Here is a 21,747-nt window from a genome sequence, read left to right as displayed (position 1 = left end):
GGGGCGCCCTATTCATCGGACATGGGGCAAACATTGCAGCTGTCAACAACGACGCAGCGCCTGCAGGACTATTCAATGCTTTCCACTCTGCGTGGACCTGCCTGGCCCATTGTCGTTTTCTTTGCAGGATTCCCTTTATGGTGGCTGCTGGGTTTTTCGACAATTGGTTTCCTGCTGATGGCCATCCCTCTCGGCTTTCAATTGCTGAAGCGTCGGAATATCGCGGTTCCGCGCGGTTTCGGAGTCTGGCTCCTGTTCCTCTGCATCCTGGTGATCGGTGTACTGGTTTTGTGGGTTCCCGTTCCGGGCCTCGTATCGGAACCCGGCCTCGGCCGCTTGTTGTCCTGGTCCTACCGCCTTCTCTGGTTTCTTGCCGGAACGGTCGTCCTGCTCTATCTCGGGAACACCACGGAGAAGCAACTGCCCACACGGGTCGTCGTCCAGCTCATGGCCTGGCTTTTTGCGATCACTGTGGTGGGAGGGTATGCCGGACGGTTCTTCTACCAGTACGACTTCCCTTCCTTGTTGGAAGTCGTCCTTCCGAACTCGATCGCTTCGAATGTGTTCCTCAACAACCAGATCCACCCAGGCCTCGCCCAGGTTCAGAACATCATCGGGTTCGAGACTCCGCGCCCCATGGCGCCCTTCCAGTACGCGAACTCCTGGGGTGCGAATTACGGAATGCTCCTCCCGTTTTTCGCTTTGGCGGTGAGGTACGCACGGACACGGCCGGGACGGATCGGGCTTTTGCTCTTCCTGGTCGCCGCGTTGCCTCCCGTGGTTTTCTCGTTGAACCGAGGGCTCTGGCTGGGGCTGGTCGTGCTGATGGCCACCGCAGCAGTGATTCTCGCAGTGAGGGGCAACTGGACGGCTGTCATATCACTCGCTGCCTTCGGCGTGGTCAGCTACGTACTGCTGATGCTCACTCCCCTCCTCGAACTCCTTGAAACCAGGCTCGCCAATCCTCACAGTGATGAAGGCAGGTCGCGGCTTGTCGAACTCACCATCCGAACCACGATCGAGCACTCCCCCATCATCGGATTCGGATCACCCCGCGCCCGACAGGCGAATTTCTTCTCCTTGGCTGCGGGAGCGACGGCGGACTGCCGCCAGTGTTCCCCTCCGCAGCTCGGCACCCAGGGAACCTTGTGGCTGCTGGTCTTCACCACGGGCTTCCTCGGCGCGGCGCTGTTCATCTACTTCGTCTCCCGGCGTCTGGTACCTGCTCTCACCCTTCGTGACCCGGTTGCCACCGCAATGCTGTTCCCTGCGGTTTTTTTCGCCTGCGTACTTCCCGTGTACGACCTCGTCTCCTCCCCACTGATCATTCTGATGGTCACGCTGGGACTGCTGTGGCGGTGTGAGCGCCAGGACGGATTCCGCGCCCATCGGTCGACCGAAAGGATCAGCACGTGACGCATCTCAGGGGCTCTGCCCAACTGCGCGACCTCGTAGCGACAGTGGAACAGCTCTTTCCTCAGTCCACGATCGAACTGGGTCGGGCGAGGGCCGGGCATGCCGCATTCCGTCTCGTTCCGGGACCTCGCAGGCCGAGGATGATTGTTCCCGCCGCATCCCGGAACGCAGCTTTCGATGCGCTCAGCCGCCCCAGCGCCGGTGATACGTTCCGCACGTCGGCGCCGCGGAGGCTGCTCGCCGCGGCGCTGTCGGGGCCGTTGGGATCACTCCTGATGCCCTTCGGCCTGAACGTTTCGCCAGGGCGGGATTCCATCCTCGACTACCTCGGATCCGTCCTCGGCCGGGATGTCCTCATCTCACTTGCCGCAGGATCCGCTCGTGCCAACAGGAAACCTGTGCTTAATCTGCACACGACCGACGGGGTGGAGCTGGGATTCGCGAAGGTGGGCCTGAGCCCGCTGACGAACGTGCTCGTGCGCCGGGAGTTCGAAGCCCTCGAGAGCTTCAAGGTAACGCCTCCGGAAAGCTTCCAGGTTCCCGTTCCCCTGCACTACGGCTTGTGGCAGGACCACCCGGTGCTCGTCATGACGGCCCTGCGCCCCGATGGAAGCGGTCGCGGACAGGTGCCTGTCGGCGTCGTTGCGGAGATCGCCCGATCGGCGCCGATCAGAACCACTGAACTTGCCACCAGCACCTGGTTCTCCGCGCTGCGGCGTTCGGTTGCGGGTCTCGTCGGGACAGAGGACGGGCAGCTGCCGAAGTTGATGGAGCGGTTCGCCGCTGAATACGGCACTACACCGCTTCCGTTCGCAGCATCGCACGGGGACTTCGGACCATGGAACATGGCACTGACCAGCGACCGGCCCATGATCTGGGACTGGGAACGCTTCTCACCTGACAGGCCCCTTGGCACCGATGCAATCCATTACCTCGCACATGGCGTCCTCCGAGGGATCGGCGATCTGGAAGGCGCACGCCGGATCCTGGAGAACGACTGCGATGATGCGGTGGTCGAGCTGCTTCGCACTGTCGGGCGCCAGGTTCCTGACAGGCGGATCCGGGTGGCGATCATCACCGCTTACCTCTTCGACATCACTGCGCGGTTCACGCTGGATAGCAGGACTCCGGGGGGGACAGCAGTGCGAGGGCTCGCCCGGTGGCATCAGGATCTTCTTGCGGATCAGCTGGAGAGGTCCGGTTCGGCCGTGGCACGCAGCTCCTCGTGGAGTGCAGCGTGATTCTCGGACCGCCCGATCACATCGACCGGCTCTCCAGGGAGCCGGGACGGGACGATGTCGATCTGGCCGGCTATACAGAGCTCCTTCGCCGGTACCGGATGCTCTTCGCCCTCGCCCTCGCCGTCGCACTTGCCGCAGGAGCGGGTGTCTACTATTCCTCCGAACCCGAGTACACAGCGCAGACCGAACTCGTAGTGGTGACACTGTCCGACCTCGCAGCGGAGGAAGTACGGCGACCGGCTGACGTGTCAATCGACTCAGCGGTCCAGGTGCTCCTGTCCGACAAGGTCCTCGGCGAAACAGCGCGCACGCTGGACTACCCGGGCCGTTCGGCGGGGCTGCTGGAAGACCTGACGGTCTCGCCGCTGATCAATTCACGGATCCTCCGGATCTACGTCTCCGCATCAAGCGCGCTCGAAGCCAGGGATGCGGTCCAACTGCTCTCCCAGAATTTCCTTGCGGCACGGAAACAGTCACTGGACTCGGTTCAGCGGACCACGACAGAATCGGTGACCGCCCAGTTGGCCGCGGTCGAGGCGAACCTCGCACTGCGTGAACGCGGCGACGACGCGGCGGCAGTAGTTGCTGCGCAGGATGTGACGGATCTGCAGGCCGCCCGGTACAACCTCAGCACGGAACTGACCGCCCTGGCGCTCGGCGAGCCAGAACCCGGCTATATCTCCCGTCACGCAGAGCTTCCCTCAACAGGTGCTCGGACCGGCACAGCTATCTACCTTGGATCCGCCCTGGCCCTCGGACTTGCCGGTGCATCTGCCATCACCGCCTTTCTGGTGCTTCGACCCGCCGGCCCAAGCACCCGACGCATCCGATCCTCCCCGGGACACTCGGCGCGGCCGCGGATCCTGTCCCCCTACGCCCCGCCTTCGAGAGGAAATTAGCATGAGCCGCCATCCCCTTCAGTGCGGTGACCCGGTGGACGTCATCATCGCGACACGTGACCGCCACGATCTTCTCGTCAAGTCGCTTGACTGCATCCTGGGCCAGACCTACGCGGGCCGGATCCGCGCCACTGTCGTGTACGACAAGTCCCGCGCACGCCTCGATCTCGCGATGAAGAGCCCTACCAGGGAGATCCGCGTTCTGAGCAATCGCCGTACTTCCGGCCTTGCCGGTGCCCGCAACAGCGGCCTGCTTGCCTCCGACTCGCCCCTTGTCGCGTTCTGCGACGACGACGACCAGTGGCGTCCGGACAAGCTCGAGCGCCAGCTGAAGCACCTGATCGACGAGAAAGCCACTGCGTGCGTTTCCGGGATCGAAATCCATTACGGAGACAAGAGGCGCATCCGCATCCCGGCAGTGCAGCAGGTCACGCTGCGAAGCCTTTCCGGCAGCCGCCTGACAGGTGCGCATCCGTCAACCTTCCTCTTCGATCGGGAGCATCTCCTGGCGGAAGTGGGACTTGTGGACGAAGCGCTTCCTCACGGATACGGCGAGGACTATGATCTCCTTCTCCGAATTGCCGCCGCCGGGAAGGTTACCGTTCTCCCCGAGGCCACCGTGGACGTTCTCTGGCACCCGGGTGGTTCATATTTCTCCCAACGCTGGGAAGCGATGGCAGAGGGTCTGGACTACCTGATGAGGAAGCATCCGGTGTTGCTCGCGGACCGGCGCGGGCGGGCCTGGATGCAGGGGCAGCGAGCGTTCGCGCTTGCCGCGCTCGGCGGCCAGCCGGCTGAAGCCGTCCGGGTCGCGCGGGCTTCGCTTCGGCATTCCCTCATGGAGCCTCGCGCCTACCTGGCGATCGCCGTGGCGCTCGGGGTCGTCAAGCCGGCTGTCATCGTCGACGCCCTAAACGCGCGCGGGCGCGGCATCTGAAGAGCGGCGGCGCATCCCGTAGGCGAGCCGGAGGGGCGCACTCAACACCGAAGCGACGGCCCGCTGCCCCGCCGGCATTTTCTGCTTCCATTCCGTATCCCTGCGCACCGTCAGCGTTCCGGTGCGGAAACGCATCGGATTGCCGGCAACCGTGTGGTGGGCAGACAGCGTGACGTCGGCCGCCGAGAGGTGTGCTGTGGCCTCTTCGCCCGGGGACAGTCCGGCGAACTCGAGGATGTCCCGGACGACCCCCACCGGATCCGCCATGAAGTCCTCATAGTGGACGGTTTTAACGGGCACCCCCAACAGGGTCAGTCCGTGGAACAGGATCCCGTACGCGCCCCACCGCAGCACGGAGGCCACCGTCGAGTAGCGGGGCATGAACTCAGCGTTCCCGGCTTCCGGACGGTGCACCACTTTCGACCACGAGTAAGCCACTCCCCTCGGGTCGCGAACCACCAGTACGCACTTCAGGTCGATCGCAGCTTTCCGCAGCAGGTATGCGTACGCCGGATGTTTACTGGAATCGACGATGAGGCTCGCCCCGGTGGTTCCCTGTACTGCTGCGTAGAGGGCGTCGAGGCGGGCCAGGAACCGGCGCTGCTGCTGCCTGTAGGAACCGCTGGAGAAACCTGTGATGAGCTGCGGAAGATACCTGTTCCTCACGACGGCCCTTCGCTCGGCAATCGCCGCAGCGGCATCCACAGCTTCCCACTGCCCGAAAGCGGCAGTACCGATTCCGCACCAGAAATCACAACGGGAGAACTTCTCGGAACAGCCGCACCGCTCATCATCCCGCAGGCCGCGCTCCCAGAGGTGAAGCACTTCGCCGAGTCCGGTCACGTCAGGACACTCTGCAAGGCATCGTTCAAGCAGCGTCGACCCGCTTCGTCCGAACCCTCCGAGCATGAGGACCAGGGGCCTTGATTCAAGGCTCTGCGGATCTGTCTCGCTGGCAGCACGTTCCACCGTCGAGTCCCCTTCCAACCGTAAATGGCCCTGAGCGCCGTCTGCAGCTCGCCGTGGATGTACCTTCCGAGTGTGCCACCCCTGTCAATAGATCGGCGTCCATGCGGCGGTGCAACCAGATGGACGGTCGGGGGCGCACCTGGTGCATCGTCATCGGGGCCCGGCTTGGTATCCACCAGGCGATCGCTGTGCCAGAATGAGCGGACGGAAGCCATGTCGCGGCCTGGGGGCTGCACTGTTGGGGGAGTGTTATGTGGAGTGATCCGAGTGCCCGGTCCGCGTTCCTCACCCGGTCGATCACCCGCCGCTGGCGAATACTCGTCGCCGCACTTCTTCTCGGAGCGCTGGCCGCCGGCACTTATACGGCCCTGAGGGAAGATACCTACTCCTCGACAAGCATCGTTTTCCTCGAGCCGCTCGCGGGAAATCCCTACTCGCCCGCCACCCCTTCCTCGCGGCCCGAGCAGCTCGCAGCGCTCACCACCGAGGCAGGCCTCGTCTACACAGGGGCAGTGATCGATATTGCGCAGGGTCTCGCCGCTGCGGAGGACCGGACCCAGGGTGAGGACATGAGGAACGGGATCGTCACCCAGGTTCCCTCCAACTCGCAGGTTGTCCACATCACCTACACGGCACCGACACCCGAACTCGCACAGGCGGGATCGCAGGACCTGGCCGAAGCCTACCTCCAGTACCGCGGCGACCGGGCCACCCGGGTCACCGAAGCGCAGACCGATCTCCGGAGCCAGCAGCAGGAATCGATCACCACGCTGATCGAGCAGGCCTACACCCGGCTCGCCGTTATCCGGGACAACCCGGATGCCACGACCGAAGTGCTGGACCTCGAACAGCGCGTGGCACTGTACGCGAACCAGCTCGCCCAGGTGAAACTGGACCAGGCCGGCGCCGATGCAACCTCGAACCTGCCCGGCGACATCATCAGCCCGGCAGGATTTCCCACTGAGCAGAACGGCGTCAGCCCTGTTGTCGTCGTACCGGCGATTCTGGGGCTGTTCCTGATCCTCGGACTGATCCTCGCCCTTACGCGGGAGCACCTGGACGCACGGATCAGGGACACGGCCGATGTCGCAGCCGCAGGCGCACATCCAGCGCTCGGCAGCGTCCCTTCGTGGCACCCGATGGCGGAAGACCCCGCGCGGGAGGATTACCGCCGGCTGAAGAACATGCTGCAGCGCTCGCTCACCCAGCCCGGGGGCGTGGTGCTGGTCGGCGGCGTTTCCCCCCGCACCGCGACCTGGCAGGTTGCGGCCGGGCTGGCCGAGGCGGTCGAGGAAGCGGGCATGCCGGCGGTTCTCGTCATAGCTGCCGAACACGCATCCGGCGCGGCAGGAAAGACACCTGCCGGCCTCACCGACATCCTGCGCGGGGACCATCCCCTCCCCGCTGCCGGGCAGCTCCTTCGACCGGTCACGGATCATTTGTCCGTTCTCGGGTTGGGCACCAGCCCAACCCGCTTTCCAGCGCTCGCCCAGACCCCTGCATTCGCGAGCCTCCTGGAACAGCTTGCAGCGGGGGGCAGGCTGGTCCTGGTTGCCGGGCCGGACGTGCACAGTGCAGGCGGGGCGGCGCTGGCCAGGCTGAGTAGTGAAGTGCTTCTCGTCATCCCAGAGAACACCACCGAATCGACGATCGTCGCCTCGGCCCTGGCCCTCCTCGATCAGGAACACGCGACGTTGGCCGGAGCGGTCCTCCTGCGCCGCCCGCAGCGCTCCCAAACGGGTAGCAGCCCGGCGTGGTCGGATGGTGCGCCAGTATTCACCGCCACCCGCGGAGATGTCCGCGCGGCCCGCCGGGCCGATCCGGTCGACGACACCCGCCTGGCCGATTCGTCGCGCGCGTGAGCGCCGATGGCTGAATCCCCTCCAGACACTGATGCAGCGATAAGGGGCGGAAGGTCGTCGCTTCCCGGCCCGGCGGGGAAGCACCACGGCGACGGCGGACGGGCAATACGGCGCATCGCGAAAGCCGGAAGCGCGAACCTTGCGGGTGCCGCACTGTCGGCCGCGGTGAATTTCCTCCTCATCGTCGTGGTGACCCGGAGCTGGGATCCAGGAACCGCCGGTGCCCTGTTCGCTGTCTCGTCGATATTCCTTATCAGCCTGGCGCTGGCGCAGCTGGGAGTCGATCAGGGGCTCGTGCGGTTCATCGCGTGGAACACTGCCCGGGGGGATGCGGCGAAGAACCGCCACCTCGTAGTCATCGGCTTCGGGACCGCCGCCGCTGCGGGTTCTGTCGTCGCTGCCCTCGGTGTTCTGGTTTCGCATCCGCTGGCAACACTCCTCGGCGAGGAATCCGCAGCGTCCACCCGGTCCATGATTGTTGTCTTCGCCTGCGCGCTGCCGGTTGCCGCGGCGTACGAACTGGTTCTCGCGATCACCCGGGGAACGGCCCGGATGCTTCCCACCATCCTTCTTGAGCGGATCCTCCGGCCCATCCTGCAGCTGGGGTGCATCCTGGCAGTCGGCGCGGCCGGCCTGGCGCCGGGTTTCCTCGCCGCGGCATGGGTTGCTCCCTATGCCGTGGGTCTCGGAGCAGCCGTCATCGCACTGGGGCGCATCCTGCGTGCCAACCCCGGCATCCTCAGCACCACTTCCGGGACGAAGGCAGCGGAGCGCAGAACGATGACCGCCGAATTCTGGCGCTTCACCGTTCCGCGCGGATTTTCGCGGCTCGCCCAGGTCATGATCCAGCGGGCCGACATCGCTATCGTGACCATCCTCGCCGGCCCCGCCGCGGGCGCCGTCTATACCGCGGTGACCCGTTTCCTGGTTCTGGGCCAGCTTGCATCAAGTGCCCTCCAGCAGGTGAGCGAACCCCAGCTCGCGCGTCTTCTCGCCAAAGGCAAGCGGGCGGATGCCGGTATGGTGACCCGGAGGCTGACACTCTGGATAATTTTGCTGGCGTGGCCCATCTACCTGCTGATACTCGTCTATGCCGAAGTCCTGCTCGAACTGGTGTTCGGCGCCGGCTACGAGGACGGGGCGACGAGCCTACGCATACTCGCCGCAGCGATGCTTTTCGCTACAGCAATCGGGCCGCTCGACGTCCTGCTGCTCATGGCCGGCCGCAGCAGCCTTTCCCTTATCAACACCACTGCCGCCCTCGTCATCGACGTCGCTCTGTGCCTTTTGCTGATTCCAGCCCTCGGCTTCACGGGCGCAGCGGTTGCCTGGGCGTGTGCCATCGTCACCAGGAATATCCTCGCCTACTGTCAGGTCCGCGGGTCCCTCGGAATCACGTCCATGACGCTGCCCTCGTCCCTCCTGGCCGGGCTTGTGGTCCTGCTCTTCGGGGTGGCACCGTTCATCGCCCACAACTTCGGCGCTCAAGCCGTCATCGAGCTTGTTGTCCTGCTAGGAGCCGTTCTTGTCTATGGCACGGTCGCCTGGCTGTGTCGTCGACATATCCTGCCTTCCGGCTCCGGCGCCGCCACCCGGTAACGGGAACGGCTCTCCTGCCCTTCATTGCAGGACCGCAACCCGTCGATTACAGTCTGACAACAGGTCTCATCCACAACGCCAATTCGACTTGCCTGCGGGGTGACAAGTTGGCAGCCGAAACGGAGCCTCCTCAATGCCTGCACTGCACCTATCGACCAGAAGTCGGCAGCCGCGGCGCCGAGGCGCTGACGTTTGCATGGCTGCAGCCGGCGCAGTGGCCGTGGTCGCCGCGTTGACCACGGTGCCAGCCGCACAGGCAGGACCGTCCCTGACGAATGTTGCTGATTCATACACAGTGTCGAGCCTTCCCGAGGCCAACAGGGGAACGTCCCCCAAAATCGCTGTGGGCAGGGACGGAAAGGACGAGAAGACCGGGTACCTGACCTTCGCTGATTCGCGGCCCGGCAGTGCCAGTACAGCGTTAGGGCTGACGCTCACGTTCACCGGTGGCACCAGCGGTGAGATCAGTGTGCGCTCGGTCGGCCCGGAGTGGTCGGAGACGGATATCACCGCCGGCAACGCCCCGGCCGCGGGAAGGATCGTCGGCACTGCTGCCGTGGTGGAAGGAAAACAGACCATCACCATTCCGCTGTCCGGCGTTCGTTCCGAGAACGGGACGATCTCGCTCGCCCTCTCACGGGACGACGAAGGGATCAGCCGAATCGCGTCGAGGGAGAATTCAGCCACGAGTGGGCCCGAACTTGCTCCGCTGGGCGGGAGTGGCGCACCTCCCGTCTCGACACCGCCCGTCTCGACACCGCCCGCATCACCGGCCCCTTCTCCGACTTCCCCCTCCGGCACGTGCGAGGTGTCAGTGATCCTCGTGCCCTCCTGCGGGGCTTGGTTCGGCGCCTCGGCAAATCCCCTCGCCGGCGAGAGCTGGGACGCCGCGCTGGGGAACTTCGAAGCACAGGCCGGCAGAACCATGGACATCGCGCATTATTACAAGCGTGGGCAGAGCGCGATGTTTCCGAACGCGGTCGAGCTCAACCGCCAGGACGAACCAGGGAAGAACCGGATCCTCTTCTACAACTGGAAACCTACCGGCCTGACGTGGCGCCAGGTGGCGGATGGGGCGGCGGATGACTACCTCATCGACCTCGCGGAACATATGAAGACAACGGCCGACGAACCGTTCTTCCTGTCCCTCAATGCCGAGATGGAAGACGAGGTCAACCCGCAGCCCGGCTCCGGCCAGACCGCGGACGACTACCGGGAATTCGCCCGGCACACAGTGCAGGTCCTGCGCAGCAACGGCGTGGGGAACGCCGTGGTGGTGATGAATTACATCGGCATCCAGAAATGGGGGGAAACGTCCTGGTTCGAGGATCTCTACCCCGGTGACGACGTCGTGGACTGGATCGCACAGGATCCGTACGCCTTCGGCGCTCCCCCCGTATGGCTCACCGACTTCGACGGGCTCGCCAACAGGACGACGGGTGGCGCGTGGCCCGGCTTCTACAACTGGGCAGCGGAGAACCATCCAAACAAGCCACAGATGTTCGCCGAATGGGGCGTCGATGAGAAGCCGGAGTACCCGAACCATAAAACGGATTTCTTCCGGACGGCCGAAGAGCAGCTGAAGAACCACCCCAAGATCAAGGCACTCGTCTACTGGAACTCCTCGGGAATCGCTGCTGACGGGTCGCCGAGGTTCGTCGGAAAGACGCGAATAGATTCAGCGCCGGGCACGCTCGAAGCGTTCAGGGACTTCGTGCAGATCGACGAACTGACGGCACCCAGGGCCTACTACCTCGACCGCTGACGGCGGGGCGTGAGACGGTCTATCTCACGGCAATCGGCTCGGCTACGATGTGTCAATCCACTCAGGGGACTGGCCCTGGAGTGTCCATACCTGAAAGACCGGCCATGACCCGACGCGTGCCCCTTATGTGCATCCTAGCTTTCGCCGCCGTTCTCACCGCCTGCGTGCCCCAGCCCGATCAAACGGAAGGCGAGGCAGGCAATGGAACCTCGGTGGCCGCCAGCGAACCCGCGGCCCCTGCATCGGCAACGCCGGAGGCGGTTGCACCGTCCGAGGCGGTTGCACCGTCCGAAGCGGTTGCACCGTCCGAAGCCGCAGCAGATCCGGGAGCGTCGGATCCGACCGAACCAGGTCCGGAGGCCGGGAGTCCGACCTCGACCGAATCTCCAAGCGTGGACCCGACGTCACAGGCCACTGCGGATCCGCTGGAATCCCTGACCCTCAATGACAGGGGAAACATCCCCGCCGTCGTCGGTGAGGCGAGTGTCTTCGCCGCTGACGACGGCGGTGAGTTCGCTGACTTCGAAGCCGAGCAGATCCAGACAGCATTCGAGTGTGATGTCCCTCGTACCAGCGTCAACGGCCAGTTCGTCGCAATACGGTTCAGCGTCTCGGCCACCTCCGAACTGACCGAGTCCGGGCAACCCTACTTCGCCATGACGGCTCGGGATTTCAAGGCGTGGGACGGCAGTGGCACGCCGGTAGCGGATCCGGTGGGCAACTCTGCCGGTTGTGTGGCGGCTACGGAGCTTCTGCCCAGTCCGATCGAACCCGGCGACTCAGTTGACGGACTCGTGATTCTCGACGTGCCGCAAGGATCCGGCGAGGCAAGCTTCGCCGTCGGTGGAGCGGAAGGTTCGTACGGCTGGGAGTGGAAATGGTAGGCGTTTCAGCCAATCCATGACGGCGTGAATCCGACGAGCTGAGGCAGCCGGGCGTCGGATTCCCCGAACTGCCCGCCAAGGAGACTGCGGACAGCCTCGGGCATCGGATTCCCCGGCCTCGAGTTCACGCGGATCTGCGCAGCCGGCCTCCAGCTGGACAGCCCGAGGAAGTCCGTGAGCTCGTCCCACTGGGGCAGCTCCGGGGCAAGGAACCTGTCAGCATCGAGGACCAATACCCGGTCCCTGCCCATCGCGGCGTACATCCTCTCCAATTGGCCGGCGTACTGCCCCCGGGCGACATAGGCATGGTGCTGGTGAGCGAAGGACTGGTACAGCGGGTCATTAACGATGCGCTCCTGCTCACCGGCCAGCCGCCCGGCTTCAGCTTCCAGCGCGGCTTCGAAGGAGAGAGTCTCGAACCCCCGCCCGGACTCCTGTTTGAAGGCAGAGTAGGCCCGCTCCACAGGATCCCTCAGGAGGACGACGACCTTGGCGTCAGGGAGTTCGGCGGCGATCCGCGAAGCAGCAAGGGGGTGGAACAGATAGTAGGGACTTGCCTCACCGGTGAGGATCCTCCGGCCCCGGTCGGGTTCGTTCCGCGGGAAATGGGCCGCGTAGAAGTCCGGACCCCGCCGGAATTTGTCCGCCGTGTCGAAGTAGTGAACCCCCTTGGTGATCGCAGGTGGACGGACATCGGGGTGTTCGGCGAGCATGCGGAAGAGACTGGTCGTTCCACAGCGTTGCGCCCCGGCGATCAGGAAGCCCGGCCTCATCCGTCCACCGGCGCCTAGTTGCCCGACTCGGGTCAACATCTTCCGGGCGGCGCGCCTCCCGATTGCCTTGAAGTCGATGCCGTCCACAGGTCCCCCTCGATGTCCTCAAAAACTGCCAACAGGGTCGATGCTACCCATTCCAACCACATCAACAGGCGAAGGGACACGGATCAACACCTCATCGCGGTCCGGGCCATGGGGAACCGTTGCACACCGACCGGTCCCGACATACGATCAGCCTGATTGCGCCTCCCGTCTCAGGGGCTCCCGAATGAAAGGCCACAGGCCGTGCCGAACTACCAGAATGCCTTCCGGCCCGCCATCCTCGTCACCGGCGCGCCCCGGTCGGGAACGACCTGGCTCGCGCGGGAGCTCGCGCGCTCGGGCGGCACTGCCCTCGCTGGACGTGAACCCATGAACCCGAGGGGTTCGCAGTATGGTCTGGGAGGCACCCTGACGGGATGGACCGCGCTGCACAGTCCCAGTCCGCGTCAGGAAAGGCTGCTTCGCTCCGCTTACCAGGGGCGAAACCTGTTCGTGTACAGCAGGTACGGTCATCGGCAGTGGGCTGCTCCCTTGCCCTGGACCAGGATGATCATGAAGGATCCCTTCGCCATGCTCTCGATCCCGGCGATCATTGCGACAACCGGCGCCCTTCCGGTCCTCATCTATCGGCATCCGGGAGCCGTCCTGACGAGTTACAGGCGGATGGGCTGGACCCCCGACCTCGCAGAGGTGAGGAACATTTCACCCTCGCTCCGCCCGCCGCCGGTTGACCCGGGCGGCGCCGAGGCAATGGCCGTTTTCTGGTCGTTCCTCTACGAACGGGCACTCGCCGACCTGGCGGACCATCCCGGTGCCTTGATCGTGTCCCATGAGGAGCTCAGTGTCGGCGGTCCCCAGGCCCTTCAGAAGCTTGCCGGTATGTGCGGCCTGAAACGGACACGGCGGGTCCCGGAAACAGAAACTGCAATGACCCCGATCGAAGAACGGCCGGCACGGACCGACCTCCACGATTTCGACCGGCAACCGGCTGAAGTCGCGAAAGGGTGGCGAACCCGAATTTCGGCATCCGACCTCAATGCCATCGATTCAATTGCGGGTCCGACAATCAGGAAACTAGCAGCCGGAAAAATCGAAATGAGCTGAAGCCGTTCGGGAAGTTTCTCAATGCCGACCGGGGCCGAGCATAATTCGATTCCCGATCCTGTCCAATTGGGGATTGCTATGGAATAATCTGCCCTTATGGACTGGACAATGGCGGTAGCGGCATTCGGAGTGGGAATTGTAGTCGGCCTTACCGGCATGGGCGGAGGGGCGCTCATGACCCCCATTCTGGTGTTGTTCTTCAATGTCCCGCCGCTCACTGCCGTATCGAGCGACCTTGTGGCGAGCGCTGTGATGAAACCGGTTGGATCCGCCGTCCACCTGAAACGCCGGACGGTCAACCTGCACCTCGTCAAGTGGCTTGCAATCGGCTCAGTACCGTCTGCCTTCTGCGGAGTTTTAATCCTCAAGAGCCTGGGTGATGATGCAAACGTGCAGTCGACGATCAAATTCGCGCTGGGTGTCGCGCTGATGATCACAGCGGTCCTCCTCGTGGCCAGGGCTTACGTGCGGCTCGTGGAACGGGCGCGGACGCGCAGCGGTGCAGGAGCAAAACTGCCCCAGGACCGCCCCGCCGTCACGACGAGAATTCTTCCGACCCTCCTCCTCGGCATTGTAGGAGGCCTGATCGTGGGAATCACCTCCGTTGGTTCCGGCTCCATCATCATCATCGGTCTCATGATGATCTACCCGGGCCTGAAAGCGAGCCAGCTTGTGGGCACCGACCTCGTCCAGGCAGTGCCGCTTGTCGTCGCCGCGGCAATAGGCCACATGCTTTTCGGATCCCTGGACCTCGGGATCACCCTGCCACTGATCGTGGGTAGCATCCCTGGTGTCTACCTCGGGGCACAGATGTCCTCACGGCTGAGCGGCGGCTTCGTCAGGCGTGCGCTCGCGTTCGTCCTGCTTGCCTCCGCCCTCAAGATGCTGGGCGCTGACAACCTGACGACCGGCGTCGTCCTTGCCTCAGCCCTCTTCACCGCCCCGGTGCTGTGGATGTATATCCGGCGCCGTCACGGCTTTGCTGCCCTGGTATGGACGGAGAAGAAACAACGCGTCGCGGAGCAGGAGCGCGCGCTGGCCGCCGTTGATGCCGGTGCCACCCCCGACTTGCACGGAAACCGCTGAGGTGAGTACCTGGCAGGATTCACTGCATACTCCGGTATTCCAGCTGGCACCGCGAGCTCTTGACGAACTCGAGCTTCTTCTGGGCGGCCTCTATGCACCGGCCACCGGCTACTGCCTTCCCGGGACGCCACCAGCGGGCTGGCCCCACGCGTTCTCCCTCTCGGTACCCGAGGGTATAGCGGACCGTGCAGCGCATCAGGGCTCGCTCCTCCTCGCCGATTCCGACGGGACACCCCTGGCAGCCCTGGCGCTCGATGACCTGGGGCCCGCTATCGGCGCACGACGCTGGGTGGCGGGCTCGCTGACGGCCATGCAGCCCGCCGAGCACCCGCCCGCCCGGCACCTGCGCCTGACATCGGCATTTGCCCTTCGTACGGGTCTGGGCCTACCGACGGGTGGGACCAGCACAGTCGTTGCCGTGTTCGATGCGCTCCCCCGGCCGGAGGACATCGCGGAGGCCGTCACTGCTGCGTCAACTGCGGCCGCCGGGCTTGTCCTCCTTGCTGCAGTAACGGGAGCGGAGACGGAAACGGCATCCTTCCGGGACCTGCTGGGCAGCCTGGAGCGCTGCGCTGCGCGAGTGAAAGGTGCATCCGTCCGCGTCCTCGTGCTCGCTCCGCCTGATGACGGCACAGCAAATGCTGCGGCGGTGCTGCGCGCGCACGTCCTGCGAAGGTTGGGGTCCGAGACCATTCTCGATTTCGGTGCAGATTCCGCCGGTCGACTGGGCGACGCGCCAGGTGCGCCCCGGCCAGGAGCGGGACGTGTCGTGTTCTTCACCGGGTTGTCCGGATCGGGGAAGTCGACCATCGCACGCGAACTCGTCCAACGCCTCCGGATGCTCGATGAGCGCGAAACCACGCTGCTCGACGGCGATGCGGTACGTCAGATGATCTCCGCGGGGTTGGGCTTCTCGCGTGCCGACCGCGAAATGAATGTGCGTCGGATCGGTTGGATAGCCGCGCTGATATCAAAGACAGGGGGAATTGCTGTGTGTGCCCCGATTGCCCCTTTCGAGGAAACGCGGCAGCAGGTCCGCGAAATGGCGACAAGGGTCGGGGGATTCACTCTGGTGCATGTTTCCACCCCATTGGGCGTTTGTGAATCACGGGACCGGAAAGGGCTGTATGCAAAAGCCCGCGCCGGCCTTATTCCTGATTTCACCGGTATTGATTCGCCCTATGAGATCCCGTTGGATGCCGACTGCACTATCGACACGGCCGATACCGGAATCGAGGAAGGCGTCGAGCAGGTTCTCGACCTGCTGCTCGGGAGGATTCCCGAGCAGCAGGTGTGATGCGCCGGCGGTTCGCCGGCGGCGTGCTAATCCGCTCCGACGATCATGCCCGCACCAACGGTACTGTTGGTCCGTTCGTCGATGAGAATGAACCCGCCGGTCTGTCGGTTACGGCGGTATTCGTCGACGAGGAGCGGAGATGTGGTTCGGAGCCTCACCCGCCCGATCTCATTGAGCTTGAGACTCGATGCCTCGGAGTTCCTGTGAAGGCTGTTGATGTTGAGCTCGTACTGCAACTCCTTCACCAGCGCCTTCGCGTTCCGGGTCGTGTGTTTGATGGCCAGTTTCTGGCCGGCGGCGAGGGGCTTTTCGCTCATCCAGCAGATCATCGCGTCGATGTCCTGTGAGGTGGCCGGCTGGTTATGGGGACGACAGATCATGTCGCCCCTCGACACATCGAGCTCGTCCTCCAGTCGGATTGTCACGGACATCGGCGCGAACGCTTCGTCCACTGGCCCGTCCGCTGTGTCTATGGAGAGGATCCTGGACGGCAGCCCGCTGGGAAGCACGACGACGTCGTCGCCCGGGCGCATCACTCCCCCGGCCACCTGGCCGGCGTAGCCCCGGTAGTCATGGTGCTGGTTCTGATGGGGACGAATGACGTATTGAACGGGGAATCGCACGTCCACCAGGTTTCGGTCGCTTGCGATGTGCACGTTCTCGAGGTGGTGCATCAGGGACGGGCCCTCGTACCAGGGCATGTTCTCGGACCTCGTAACGACATTGTCCCCATTCAGCGCCGACACAGGAATGATGGTGAGGTCGGCGATGTCGAGCTTGGCCGCGAATTCCACGAATTCGGTCCTGATCTCCTCATAGATCTCCTGGGACCAGTCGACCAGATCCATTTTGTTGACGGCGAGGACCAAGTGGGGAACCTGTAGGAGCGACACCAGGAATGCGTGGCGCCTACTCTGCTCGACAAGTCCCTTGCGTGCGTCAACCAGGACGATTGCCACGTCAGCGGTTGACGCACCGGTCACCATGTTCCGCGTGTACTGGATGTGCCCGGGCGTATCCGCGATGATGAATTTGCGCTTCGGAGTGGCGAAATACCGGTACGCGACATCGATCGTGATGCCCTGTTCCCGCTCCGCCCGCAACCCGTCCGTCAGGAGAGCCAGGTCGGTGTATTCGTCACCGCGCTCCCTGCTGGTGCGCTCGATCGCTTCGAGCTGATCCGAGAATATCGACTTGGAATCGTAGAGGAGACGACCGATCAGGGTGCTTTTGCCGTCGTCGACCGACCCCGCTGTGGCGAAACGTAAGAGATCCATTAAAAGTATCCTTCCTTCTTGCGGTCTTCCATGGCTGCTTCGCTGACCTGGTCGTCGCCCCTTGTGGCGCCGCGCTCCGTGATGCGGGTTGCCCCGACTTCGGCAATGATGTCCTCCGCGGTCGCTGCGGTGGATCGGACTGCTGCTGTGAGGCTCGCGTCTCCCACCGTCCGGTAACGCACGGTTTCGATCGAAGTGGGCTCGTCGGCGCGGGGCTGGCAGAAACGGTGCACACCGAAGACCATTCCGTTCCGCTCGAAGACCTCACGCTCGTGGGCATAATAGATCGACGGCACCTCGATACCCTCGTTGGCGATATAGCTCCAGATGTCGAGTTCGGTCCAGTTGGAGATCGGGAACACCCGGATACTTTCCCCCAGGTGGACCTTCGTGTTGTAGAGGCCCCACAACTCGGGGCGCTGGTTCTTCGGGTCCCACTGTCCGAACTCGTCCCGGAAGGAGAACACCCGCTCTTTTGCGCGGGCCTTCTCCTCGTCCCGGCGGGCACCGCCCATCAGGGCGTTGAATCCGTACTTCTCCGCAGTCTCCAACAGAACCGGGGTCTGGATCCTGTTGCGGGATCCGTTCGGCTCCTCCTGCACCGTCCCTCGGTTGATTGCATCCTGGACCGACCCGACGACAAGGTTCACGCCGAGCTGCCGCACGGTCACGTCGCGGAAGGCGAGAACCTCGTCGAAGTTATGACCGGTGTCGATGTGAACCACGGGAAAGGGAACCGGTGCGGGCGCGAAAGCCTTCACCGCCAGGTGGAGCATGACGATGGAGTCCTTGCCCCCGGAAAACATCAGTGCGGGGTGTTCCAGCTCGGCAACGACCTCTCGGATGACGTAAATCGCCTCGGATTCGAGAATTTTCGTCTGACTGAGGTTGTAGTGCGGTCCCCCATTGCTCTGGCTCATTGGTGACACATCCTTCCCTGCTGCACGGTATCGATGGTGGTAAGTAGTTGTTCCGCCAGTTCTGGTCGGCAGACCAGCAGGTCCGGCAGATACGGGTCTTTCTGGTTGTACACCAGCTCGGAGCCGTCAATCCGGCTGGCATGCAGGCCCCGGCTGAGCGCGACGGCGACCGGTGCGGCGGAGTCCCACTCGTACTGGCCTCCGGCGTGGATATATGCGTCGGCTTCACCCCTGATCACTGCCGCTACCTTGTAACCAGCGGAGCCCATGGGCCGCAGGTCTGCCTGCAGGTGCTCGGCCACCTCCGTCACGAGGTGAGGCGCCCTGCTCCGCGAGACAGCAATCCGGATGGTCCGGATGGGGCCGGTCCGGATCGTCGGATCCTCTCCGCTGTGGAGAACCATTCCGAGCCCCGGCAGGGCAACTGCCGCAGCAACGAGCTCCGACCTCTCCCATAAAGCAACATGGACTGCCCAATCGGTGCGCCCTTCCGAGAATTCCCGGGTCCCGTCGAGGGGGTCGACAATCCAGACCCTGTCGGCGCCTAGCCGCGCGGTGCTGTCCGTTGCCTCCTCGGACAGCACGCAGTCCAGGGGCCTGCGCTGGCTGAGGGTCCTGGAGATAAGGTCCTGGGACTGCCCGTCTCCTTCCTGCTTGACGACGTCAGCCGGCAGCCCGCGGCTCAGCCACAGGGATTGGAGCTTCAACAGCATCCGCCCGGCTTCGGACGCGGTGCGGACGGCGACCGTCAAGTCGTCGGTGAAATCCCCGAGCCGCTGCTGGCCTATTTTCATCTGATCCTCCAGGTTCGAATTGATCGGCAAGGCTCGAACGTTTTCGGTGTGACTGCCCGATTCAGTAGGCACCGGAGGGTCTCACCATCACCTTGAGGGTGCGCCACATGATCATGACGTCGCCGGTCAGCGACCAGTTCTCGACGTAGTAGAGGTCGAGGCGGACACTCTCCTCCCACGTGAGGTTCGAGCGTCCGTTGATCTGCCAGAGCCCTGTGAGACCCGGCTTGATGTAGAGCCGGCGGCGCGTGGCACCTTCGTATCCCGCTACCTCGGAGGGAAGTGGGGGCCGCGGACCGACGAGGGACATCTGCCCCTTGAAGACATTGATGAACTGCGGCAACTCGTCAAGGGAGTATCTGCGGAGCCACACCCCGGCGTTGGTGATCCTTGGGTCGTTGTGCATTTTGAACAGCGGGCCGCTGCCCTCATTCAGCGTCAGCAGTTGCTCCAGCTCTTCCTCTGCGGTTTCCACCATGGAGCGCAGTTTGAACATCCGGAACGTCCGGCCGTCCCGGCAGATGCGCTCCTGACAGAAGAAAGCGGGCCCCGGGGAGTCCCGCCGGATGACTGCAGCGAGGACAGCGAAGACCGGGAGCAGGACCAGCAGCGCGCAGCCGGAGACAGCGATATCGACGACGCGCTTCAGTACATGGCGGTAGCCCTCGAACTGCGGCAGATCGACATGCATCAGCGGAAGCCCTTCGACGGGGCGCATCTGGACACGGGGACCGGCAACGTTGGTGAGGGCCAGTGCGACGACCAGTTCGACGGAACTCTCCTCCAATTGCCACCCCAGTTCCCGCAAGTACTGGCTTCCCCTGGACAGCTGGCCCGCGACGACCACGGCATCCGCACCGTAATTCTTCACTGCCTCAGGCACGTCATCGAGGCTGGAGACAAGGGGAATCCTGCTGCGGCCGATCGACTGGTCGATCGCGACTTCCGGATCTTCAAGGGCCGCCCCGACAACCTCGTATACCGCCCCTGATTTCTTCTCGATCTGGTCGACAACGTAGTCGACGTCCTCATACCGCCCGATGACGAGCACTCTTGAGAGGTAGTGACCCTGTTCCCGCTGACGTGTCAACCAGAACCTCCAGGCCCATCGTCCGGAGAGCAAGGCGACCGTTCCGGCAGGCATGGTCAGCAGGAACAGCACGGCAAAACCCTGTGCCTGGTTGATGAGGAATATCACCGCGAGCCATCCGAAGGCGCCGGCACTGGCGTTGACCACCTTTTTGTACTCGCCGGCACCCACACCCATCAGACGTGGGTCCCTCGTTTTTCCGAGGCAGAGGGCGAGCAGCCATACTGCCGCAATTCCCGCACTGACCAGCCCTAGCCTGCCCGTCGGCAGCTGGATGGCAGTGGAGACCAGGGCGGAGGTGATGCCCACCGTGCCGACCACGACGATCGTGTCGGTCAGCCTCAGCTTCACCCTGTAGCCGTGCGCCCATTCCACTGCAGAGCCTGCACCAGGCGCTGCAGTGATGACCTGAGCGGCATCCGACGCCGGACTGGTGGTCGACGCTGGTCGGACGGTCGGCGCGAAACTCGTCCGGTAGCGCCGTTGCTCGACCGTTGGACGGGCACCCACCGAATTGAGTAACCGGCGAAAACCTTTCAGCTGGACGGGTTGTCCTATCGAGTACATCGCCCGGGTCCCCTTCCATTCGGTCCTTCGGCCGGCATCTTTTCCCACGCCGGCAGCCGCGTCCCGCGGCTTCTGCCGCAACTCTGCGCAATGGCTTTCCAGCATTGTTTCCGCGGCATGTGCGGGTGAATCACGGGTGGAGAAGAATCGACCACTGGAAAGCCGAATTCCCTGGCCCCCCCGGTGGAAAAGCGTCCTACGGGCCGAAGGAACGGTGCATTCTCCGCACACGAGCTATCCGTGCGGAAAACACCCGAGAGTATTTGTTGGTTGATGCATTGACCAGCTGGTTCCCCGGAACACGTCGACGTATCCGAACGCAGGAGGGGCGGGCGCTGGCTCCCCGCCTCCCAGAGGTAGGTCTTCACTGCAGAGCCAGGAGGCTGGCGGACAACGTCAACCGTTCGAATGCCGATCTTGGGGTGCGCGCGCTGGCCGTGTGTCCAGGGCTCGAGTCCCCCGCCGCCGTCCGGACGGGGCGAACGGACAGCGGGGCGGCCGGCACGCCGCCCCACTTCTCACCTGCTGGGACGTCTTCCAGTACCGCAGCTCCCAACCCGATACTTGAACGGGACCCGACCGAAACTCCCCGACGGATACTCGAATTCATTCCCAGATATGCCCCGGAGCCCACTGTCACCTGCCCGCCGAGTGCCGCTCCGGCCGCCAGGATAGCGAAATCACCGATCACGTTGTCATATGCCAGCGCCACACGGGGCATCACCACGGCGTGATCGCCGACCGTAACCGCAGTCGTCATCACCACATTGGCAAGGACGATGCTTCCGTCACCGATGTGGGATCCGGCAGGAACAGTGACACTCGGATCGATGAAACTGACATATCTGTCGCCGGTGATCCCTGCCCGGGTCAGGCGCCGAACAGCGTTCTCGCGGCCAGCGCTCCCCCCTGTGCAGACAAGGAACTTCGCCTTGGGGTAACGGGAGGCGGCCTCGAGCTTCCCGACGACGGGTACGCCGTCCAATTCGCGGCCCTGGAAATCGGGGTTGTCGTCGAGAATCCCGATCACTTCATTCGGGTAATTGGTTTCACGCATAATTGCGATGATTTCCCGGGCCAGGCCACAGGCTGAGATGAGGAGAAGCGGAGCCACAGTTTGCCTTCTTTTCAGTCGAGGGCGAAAGAGATGTGGCTCAGGTGAGGTCATTGCAGCGACGCTAATCGTCGCCGGAACTTCACCCGTTTATTTTTTGCTTGAGAC

At 63.9% G+C, this 21,747-nt stretch carries 18 protein-coding genes; 11 read left to right on the top strand and 7 right to left on the bottom strand.

Going from position 1 to position 21,747, the window contains the following annotated elements; translation table 11 throughout:
- Positions 1–75 precede the first annotated feature (75 nt).
- From IWX75_RS08605 to IWX75_RS08590, 4 genes are read left to right on the top strand one after another with little or no spacing between them, the layout of a single operon-like run.
- The gene (locus IWX75_RS08605; RefSeq protein ID WP_196821857.1) at positions 76–1,416 is read left to right on the top strand and encodes a hypothetical protein; all 1,341 of its coding nucleotides are present in this window, start codon (positions 76–78) and stop codon (positions 1,414–1,416) included.
- Positions 1,413–2,657 carry a hypothetical protein gene (locus IWX75_RS08600; protein ID WP_196821856.1) on the top strand — a complete coding sequence of 415 codons (1,245 nt, stop codon included), beginning with the start codon at positions 1,413–1,415 and terminating at the stop codon, positions 2,655–2,657. Before IWX75_RS08605 ends, IWX75_RS08600 begins: the two co-directional genes overlap by 4 nt.
- Positions 2,654–3,556 (top strand): Wzz/FepE/Etk N-terminal domain-containing protein, encoded by a 903-nt coding sequence (locus IWX75_RS08595; protein WP_196821855.1) that lies wholly within the window; start codon positions 2,654–2,656, stop codon positions 3,554–3,556. Before IWX75_RS08600 ends, IWX75_RS08595 begins: the two co-directional genes overlap by 4 nt.
- A 1-nt stretch (position 3,557) precedes the next feature.
- Positions 3,558–4,493, top strand: a complete 936-nt coding sequence (locus IWX75_RS08590) for a glycosyltransferase family 2 protein (RefSeq protein WP_196821854.1) — start codon at positions 3,558–3,560, stop codon at positions 4,491–4,493.
- On the opposite strand, the gene IWX75_RS08585 is transcribed toward IWX75_RS08590, so the two are convergent.
- On the bottom strand, positions 4,467–5,402 hold the full coding sequence (locus IWX75_RS08585) for a sulfotransferase (protein ID WP_334684235.1): 936 nt from the start codon (positions 5,400–5,402) through the stop codon (positions 4,467–4,469). The genes IWX75_RS08590 and IWX75_RS08585 overlap by 27 nt on opposite strands.
- A 311-nt stretch (positions 5,403–5,713) precedes the next feature.
- On the opposite strand from IWX75_RS08585, the gene IWX75_RS08580 reads away from it, so the two are divergent.
- From IWX75_RS08580 to IWX75_RS08565, 4 genes are all read left to right on the top strand, one after another.
- Positions 5,714–7,324, top strand: a complete 1,611-nt coding sequence (locus tag IWX75_RS08580) for a hypothetical protein (protein WP_196821852.1) — start codon at positions 5,714–5,716, stop codon at positions 7,322–7,324.
- 6 nt (positions 7,325–7,330) lie between these two features.
- Positions 7,331–8,923 carry a lipopolysaccharide biosynthesis protein gene (locus tag IWX75_RS08575; protein ID WP_196821851.1) on the top strand — a complete coding sequence of 531 codons (1,593 nt, stop codon included), beginning with the start codon at positions 7,331–7,333 and terminating at the stop codon, positions 8,921–8,923.
- A 196-nt stretch (positions 8,924–9,119) separates the two neighbouring features.
- Positions 9,120–10,688, top strand: a complete 1,569-nt coding sequence (locus IWX75_RS08570) for a CBM96 family carbohydrate-binding protein (RefSeq protein ID WP_196821850.1) — start codon at positions 9,120–9,122, stop codon at positions 10,686–10,688.
- Positions 10,689–10,813: 125 nt separating this feature from the next.
- A complete protein-coding gene (locus IWX75_RS08565) occupies positions 10,814–11,572 on the top strand; it encodes a hypothetical protein (RefSeq protein WP_196821849.1) in 759 nt (252 codons plus the stop codon).
- A gap of 5 nt (positions 11,573–11,577) precedes the next feature.
- Here IWX75_RS08565 and IWX75_RS08560 read toward each other — a convergent pair whose 3' ends face one another.
- The gene (locus IWX75_RS08560) at positions 11,578–12,432 is read right to left on the bottom strand and encodes a sulfotransferase family protein (protein WP_196821848.1); all 855 of its coding nucleotides are present in this window, start codon (positions 12,430–12,432) and stop codon (positions 11,578–11,580) included.
- Between the two features lie 201 nt (positions 12,433–12,633).
- Between IWX75_RS08560 and IWX75_RS08555 the strand changes: the two genes are divergently transcribed.
- The 3 genes from IWX75_RS08555 to cysC all read left to right on the top strand — a co-directional run bounded on the left by IWX75_RS08555 (position 12,634) and on the right by cysC (position 15,877).
- The gene (locus IWX75_RS08555) at positions 12,634–13,494 is read left to right on the top strand and encodes a sulfotransferase (protein ID WP_196821847.1); all 861 of its coding nucleotides are present in this window, start codon (positions 12,634–12,636) and stop codon (positions 13,492–13,494) included.
- A gap of 96 nt (positions 13,495–13,590) precedes the next feature.
- Positions 13,591–14,580, top strand: a complete 990-nt coding sequence (locus IWX75_RS08550) for a sulfite exporter TauE/SafE family protein (RefSeq protein ID WP_334684210.1) — start codon at positions 13,591–13,593, stop codon at positions 14,578–14,580.
- Between the two features lies 1 nt (position 14,581).
- Positions 14,582–15,877, top strand: a complete 1,296-nt coding sequence (gene cysC, locus IWX75_RS08545; protein WP_196821845.1) for an adenylyl-sulfate kinase — start codon at positions 14,582–14,584, stop codon at positions 15,875–15,877.
- Between the two features lie 26 nt (positions 15,878–15,903).
- On the opposite strand, the gene cysN is transcribed toward cysC, so the two are convergent.
- From cysN to IWX75_RS08520, 5 genes are all read right to left on the bottom strand, one after another.
- Positions 15,904–17,154, bottom strand: a complete 1,251-nt coding sequence (cysN, locus tag IWX75_RS08540; protein ID WP_196821844.1) for a sulfate adenylyltransferase subunit CysN — start codon at positions 17,152–17,154, stop codon at positions 15,904–15,906.
- On the bottom strand, positions 17,154–18,074 hold the full coding sequence (gene cysD, locus IWX75_RS08535) for a sulfate adenylyltransferase subunit CysD (protein WP_196821843.1): 921 nt from the start codon (positions 18,072–18,074) through the stop codon (positions 17,154–17,156). The genes cysN and cysD overlap by 1 nt, the downstream gene beginning before the upstream one ends.
- Positions 18,071–18,868, bottom strand: a complete 798-nt coding sequence (locus IWX75_RS08530; RefSeq protein WP_196821842.1) for a 3'(2'),5'-bisphosphate nucleotidase CysQ — start codon at positions 18,866–18,868, stop codon at positions 18,071–18,073. The genes cysD and IWX75_RS08530 overlap by 4 nt, the downstream gene beginning before the upstream one ends.
- Before the next feature lie 61 nt (positions 18,869–18,929).
- Positions 18,930–20,333: a sugar transferase gene (locus IWX75_RS08525; RefSeq protein WP_334684209.1), complete on the bottom strand. Its 1,404-nt coding sequence runs from the start codon at positions 20,331–20,333 to the stop codon at positions 18,930–18,932.
- A 556-nt stretch (positions 20,334–20,889) separates the two neighbouring features.
- A complete protein-coding gene (locus IWX75_RS08520; RefSeq protein ID WP_196821840.1) occupies positions 20,890–21,639 on the bottom strand; it encodes a NeuD/PglB/VioB family sugar acetyltransferase in 750 nt (249 codons plus the stop codon).
- Between the last annotated feature and the right edge of the window lie 108 nt (positions 21,640–21,747).

Source organism: Arthrobacter sp. CAN_A6 (genome assembly GCF_015751715.1).
Taxonomy (GTDB): domain Bacteria; phylum Actinomycetota; class Actinomycetes; order Actinomycetales; family Micrococcaceae; genus Arthrobacter_D.
Note: the sequence above shows the minus strand (reverse complement) of the source record. Positions and strands in the feature narration are given on the sequence as shown.

Coding starts and splice junctions, on each gene's coding strand:
- IWX75_RS08605 (WP_196821857.1), top strand. CDS start 76: ATGCTTTCCACTCTGCGTGGACCTGCCTGGCCCATTGTCGTTTTCTTT.
- IWX75_RS08590 (WP_196821854.1), top strand. CDS start 3,558: ATGAGCCGCCATCCCCTTCAGTGCGGTGACCCGGTGGACGTCATCATC.
- IWX75_RS08585 (WP_334684235.1), bottom strand. CDS start 5,402: ATGCTCGGAGGGTTCGGACGAAGCGGGTCGACGCTGCTTGAACGATGC.
- IWX75_RS08580 (WP_196821852.1), top strand. CDS start 5,714: ATGTGGAGTGATCCGAGTGCCCGGTCCGCGTTCCTCACCCGGTCGATC.
- IWX75_RS08575 (WP_196821851.1), top strand. CDS start 7,331: ATGGCTGAATCCCCTCCAGACACTGATGCAGCGATAAGGGGCGGAAGG.
- IWX75_RS08570 (WP_196821850.1), top strand. CDS start 9,120: ATGGCTGCAGCCGGCGCAGTGGCCGTGGTCGCCGCGTTGACCACGGTG.
- IWX75_RS08565 (WP_196821849.1), top strand. CDS start 10,814: ATGTGCATCCTAGCTTTCGCCGCCGTTCTCACCGCCTGCGTGCCCCAG.
- IWX75_RS08550 (WP_334684210.1), top strand. CDS start 13,591: ATGGACTGGACAATGGCGGTAGCGGCATTCGGAGTGGGAATTGTAGTC.
- cysN (WP_196821844.1), bottom strand. CDS start 17,154: ATGGATCTCTTACGTTTCGCCACAGCGGGGTCGGTCGACGACGGCAAA.
- cysD (WP_196821843.1), bottom strand. CDS start 18,074: ATGAGCCAGAGCAATGGGGGACCGCACTACAACCTCAGTCAGACGAAA.
- IWX75_RS08530 (WP_196821842.1), bottom strand. CDS start 18,868: ATGAAAATAGGCCAGCAGCGGCTCGGGGATTTCACCGACGACTTGACG.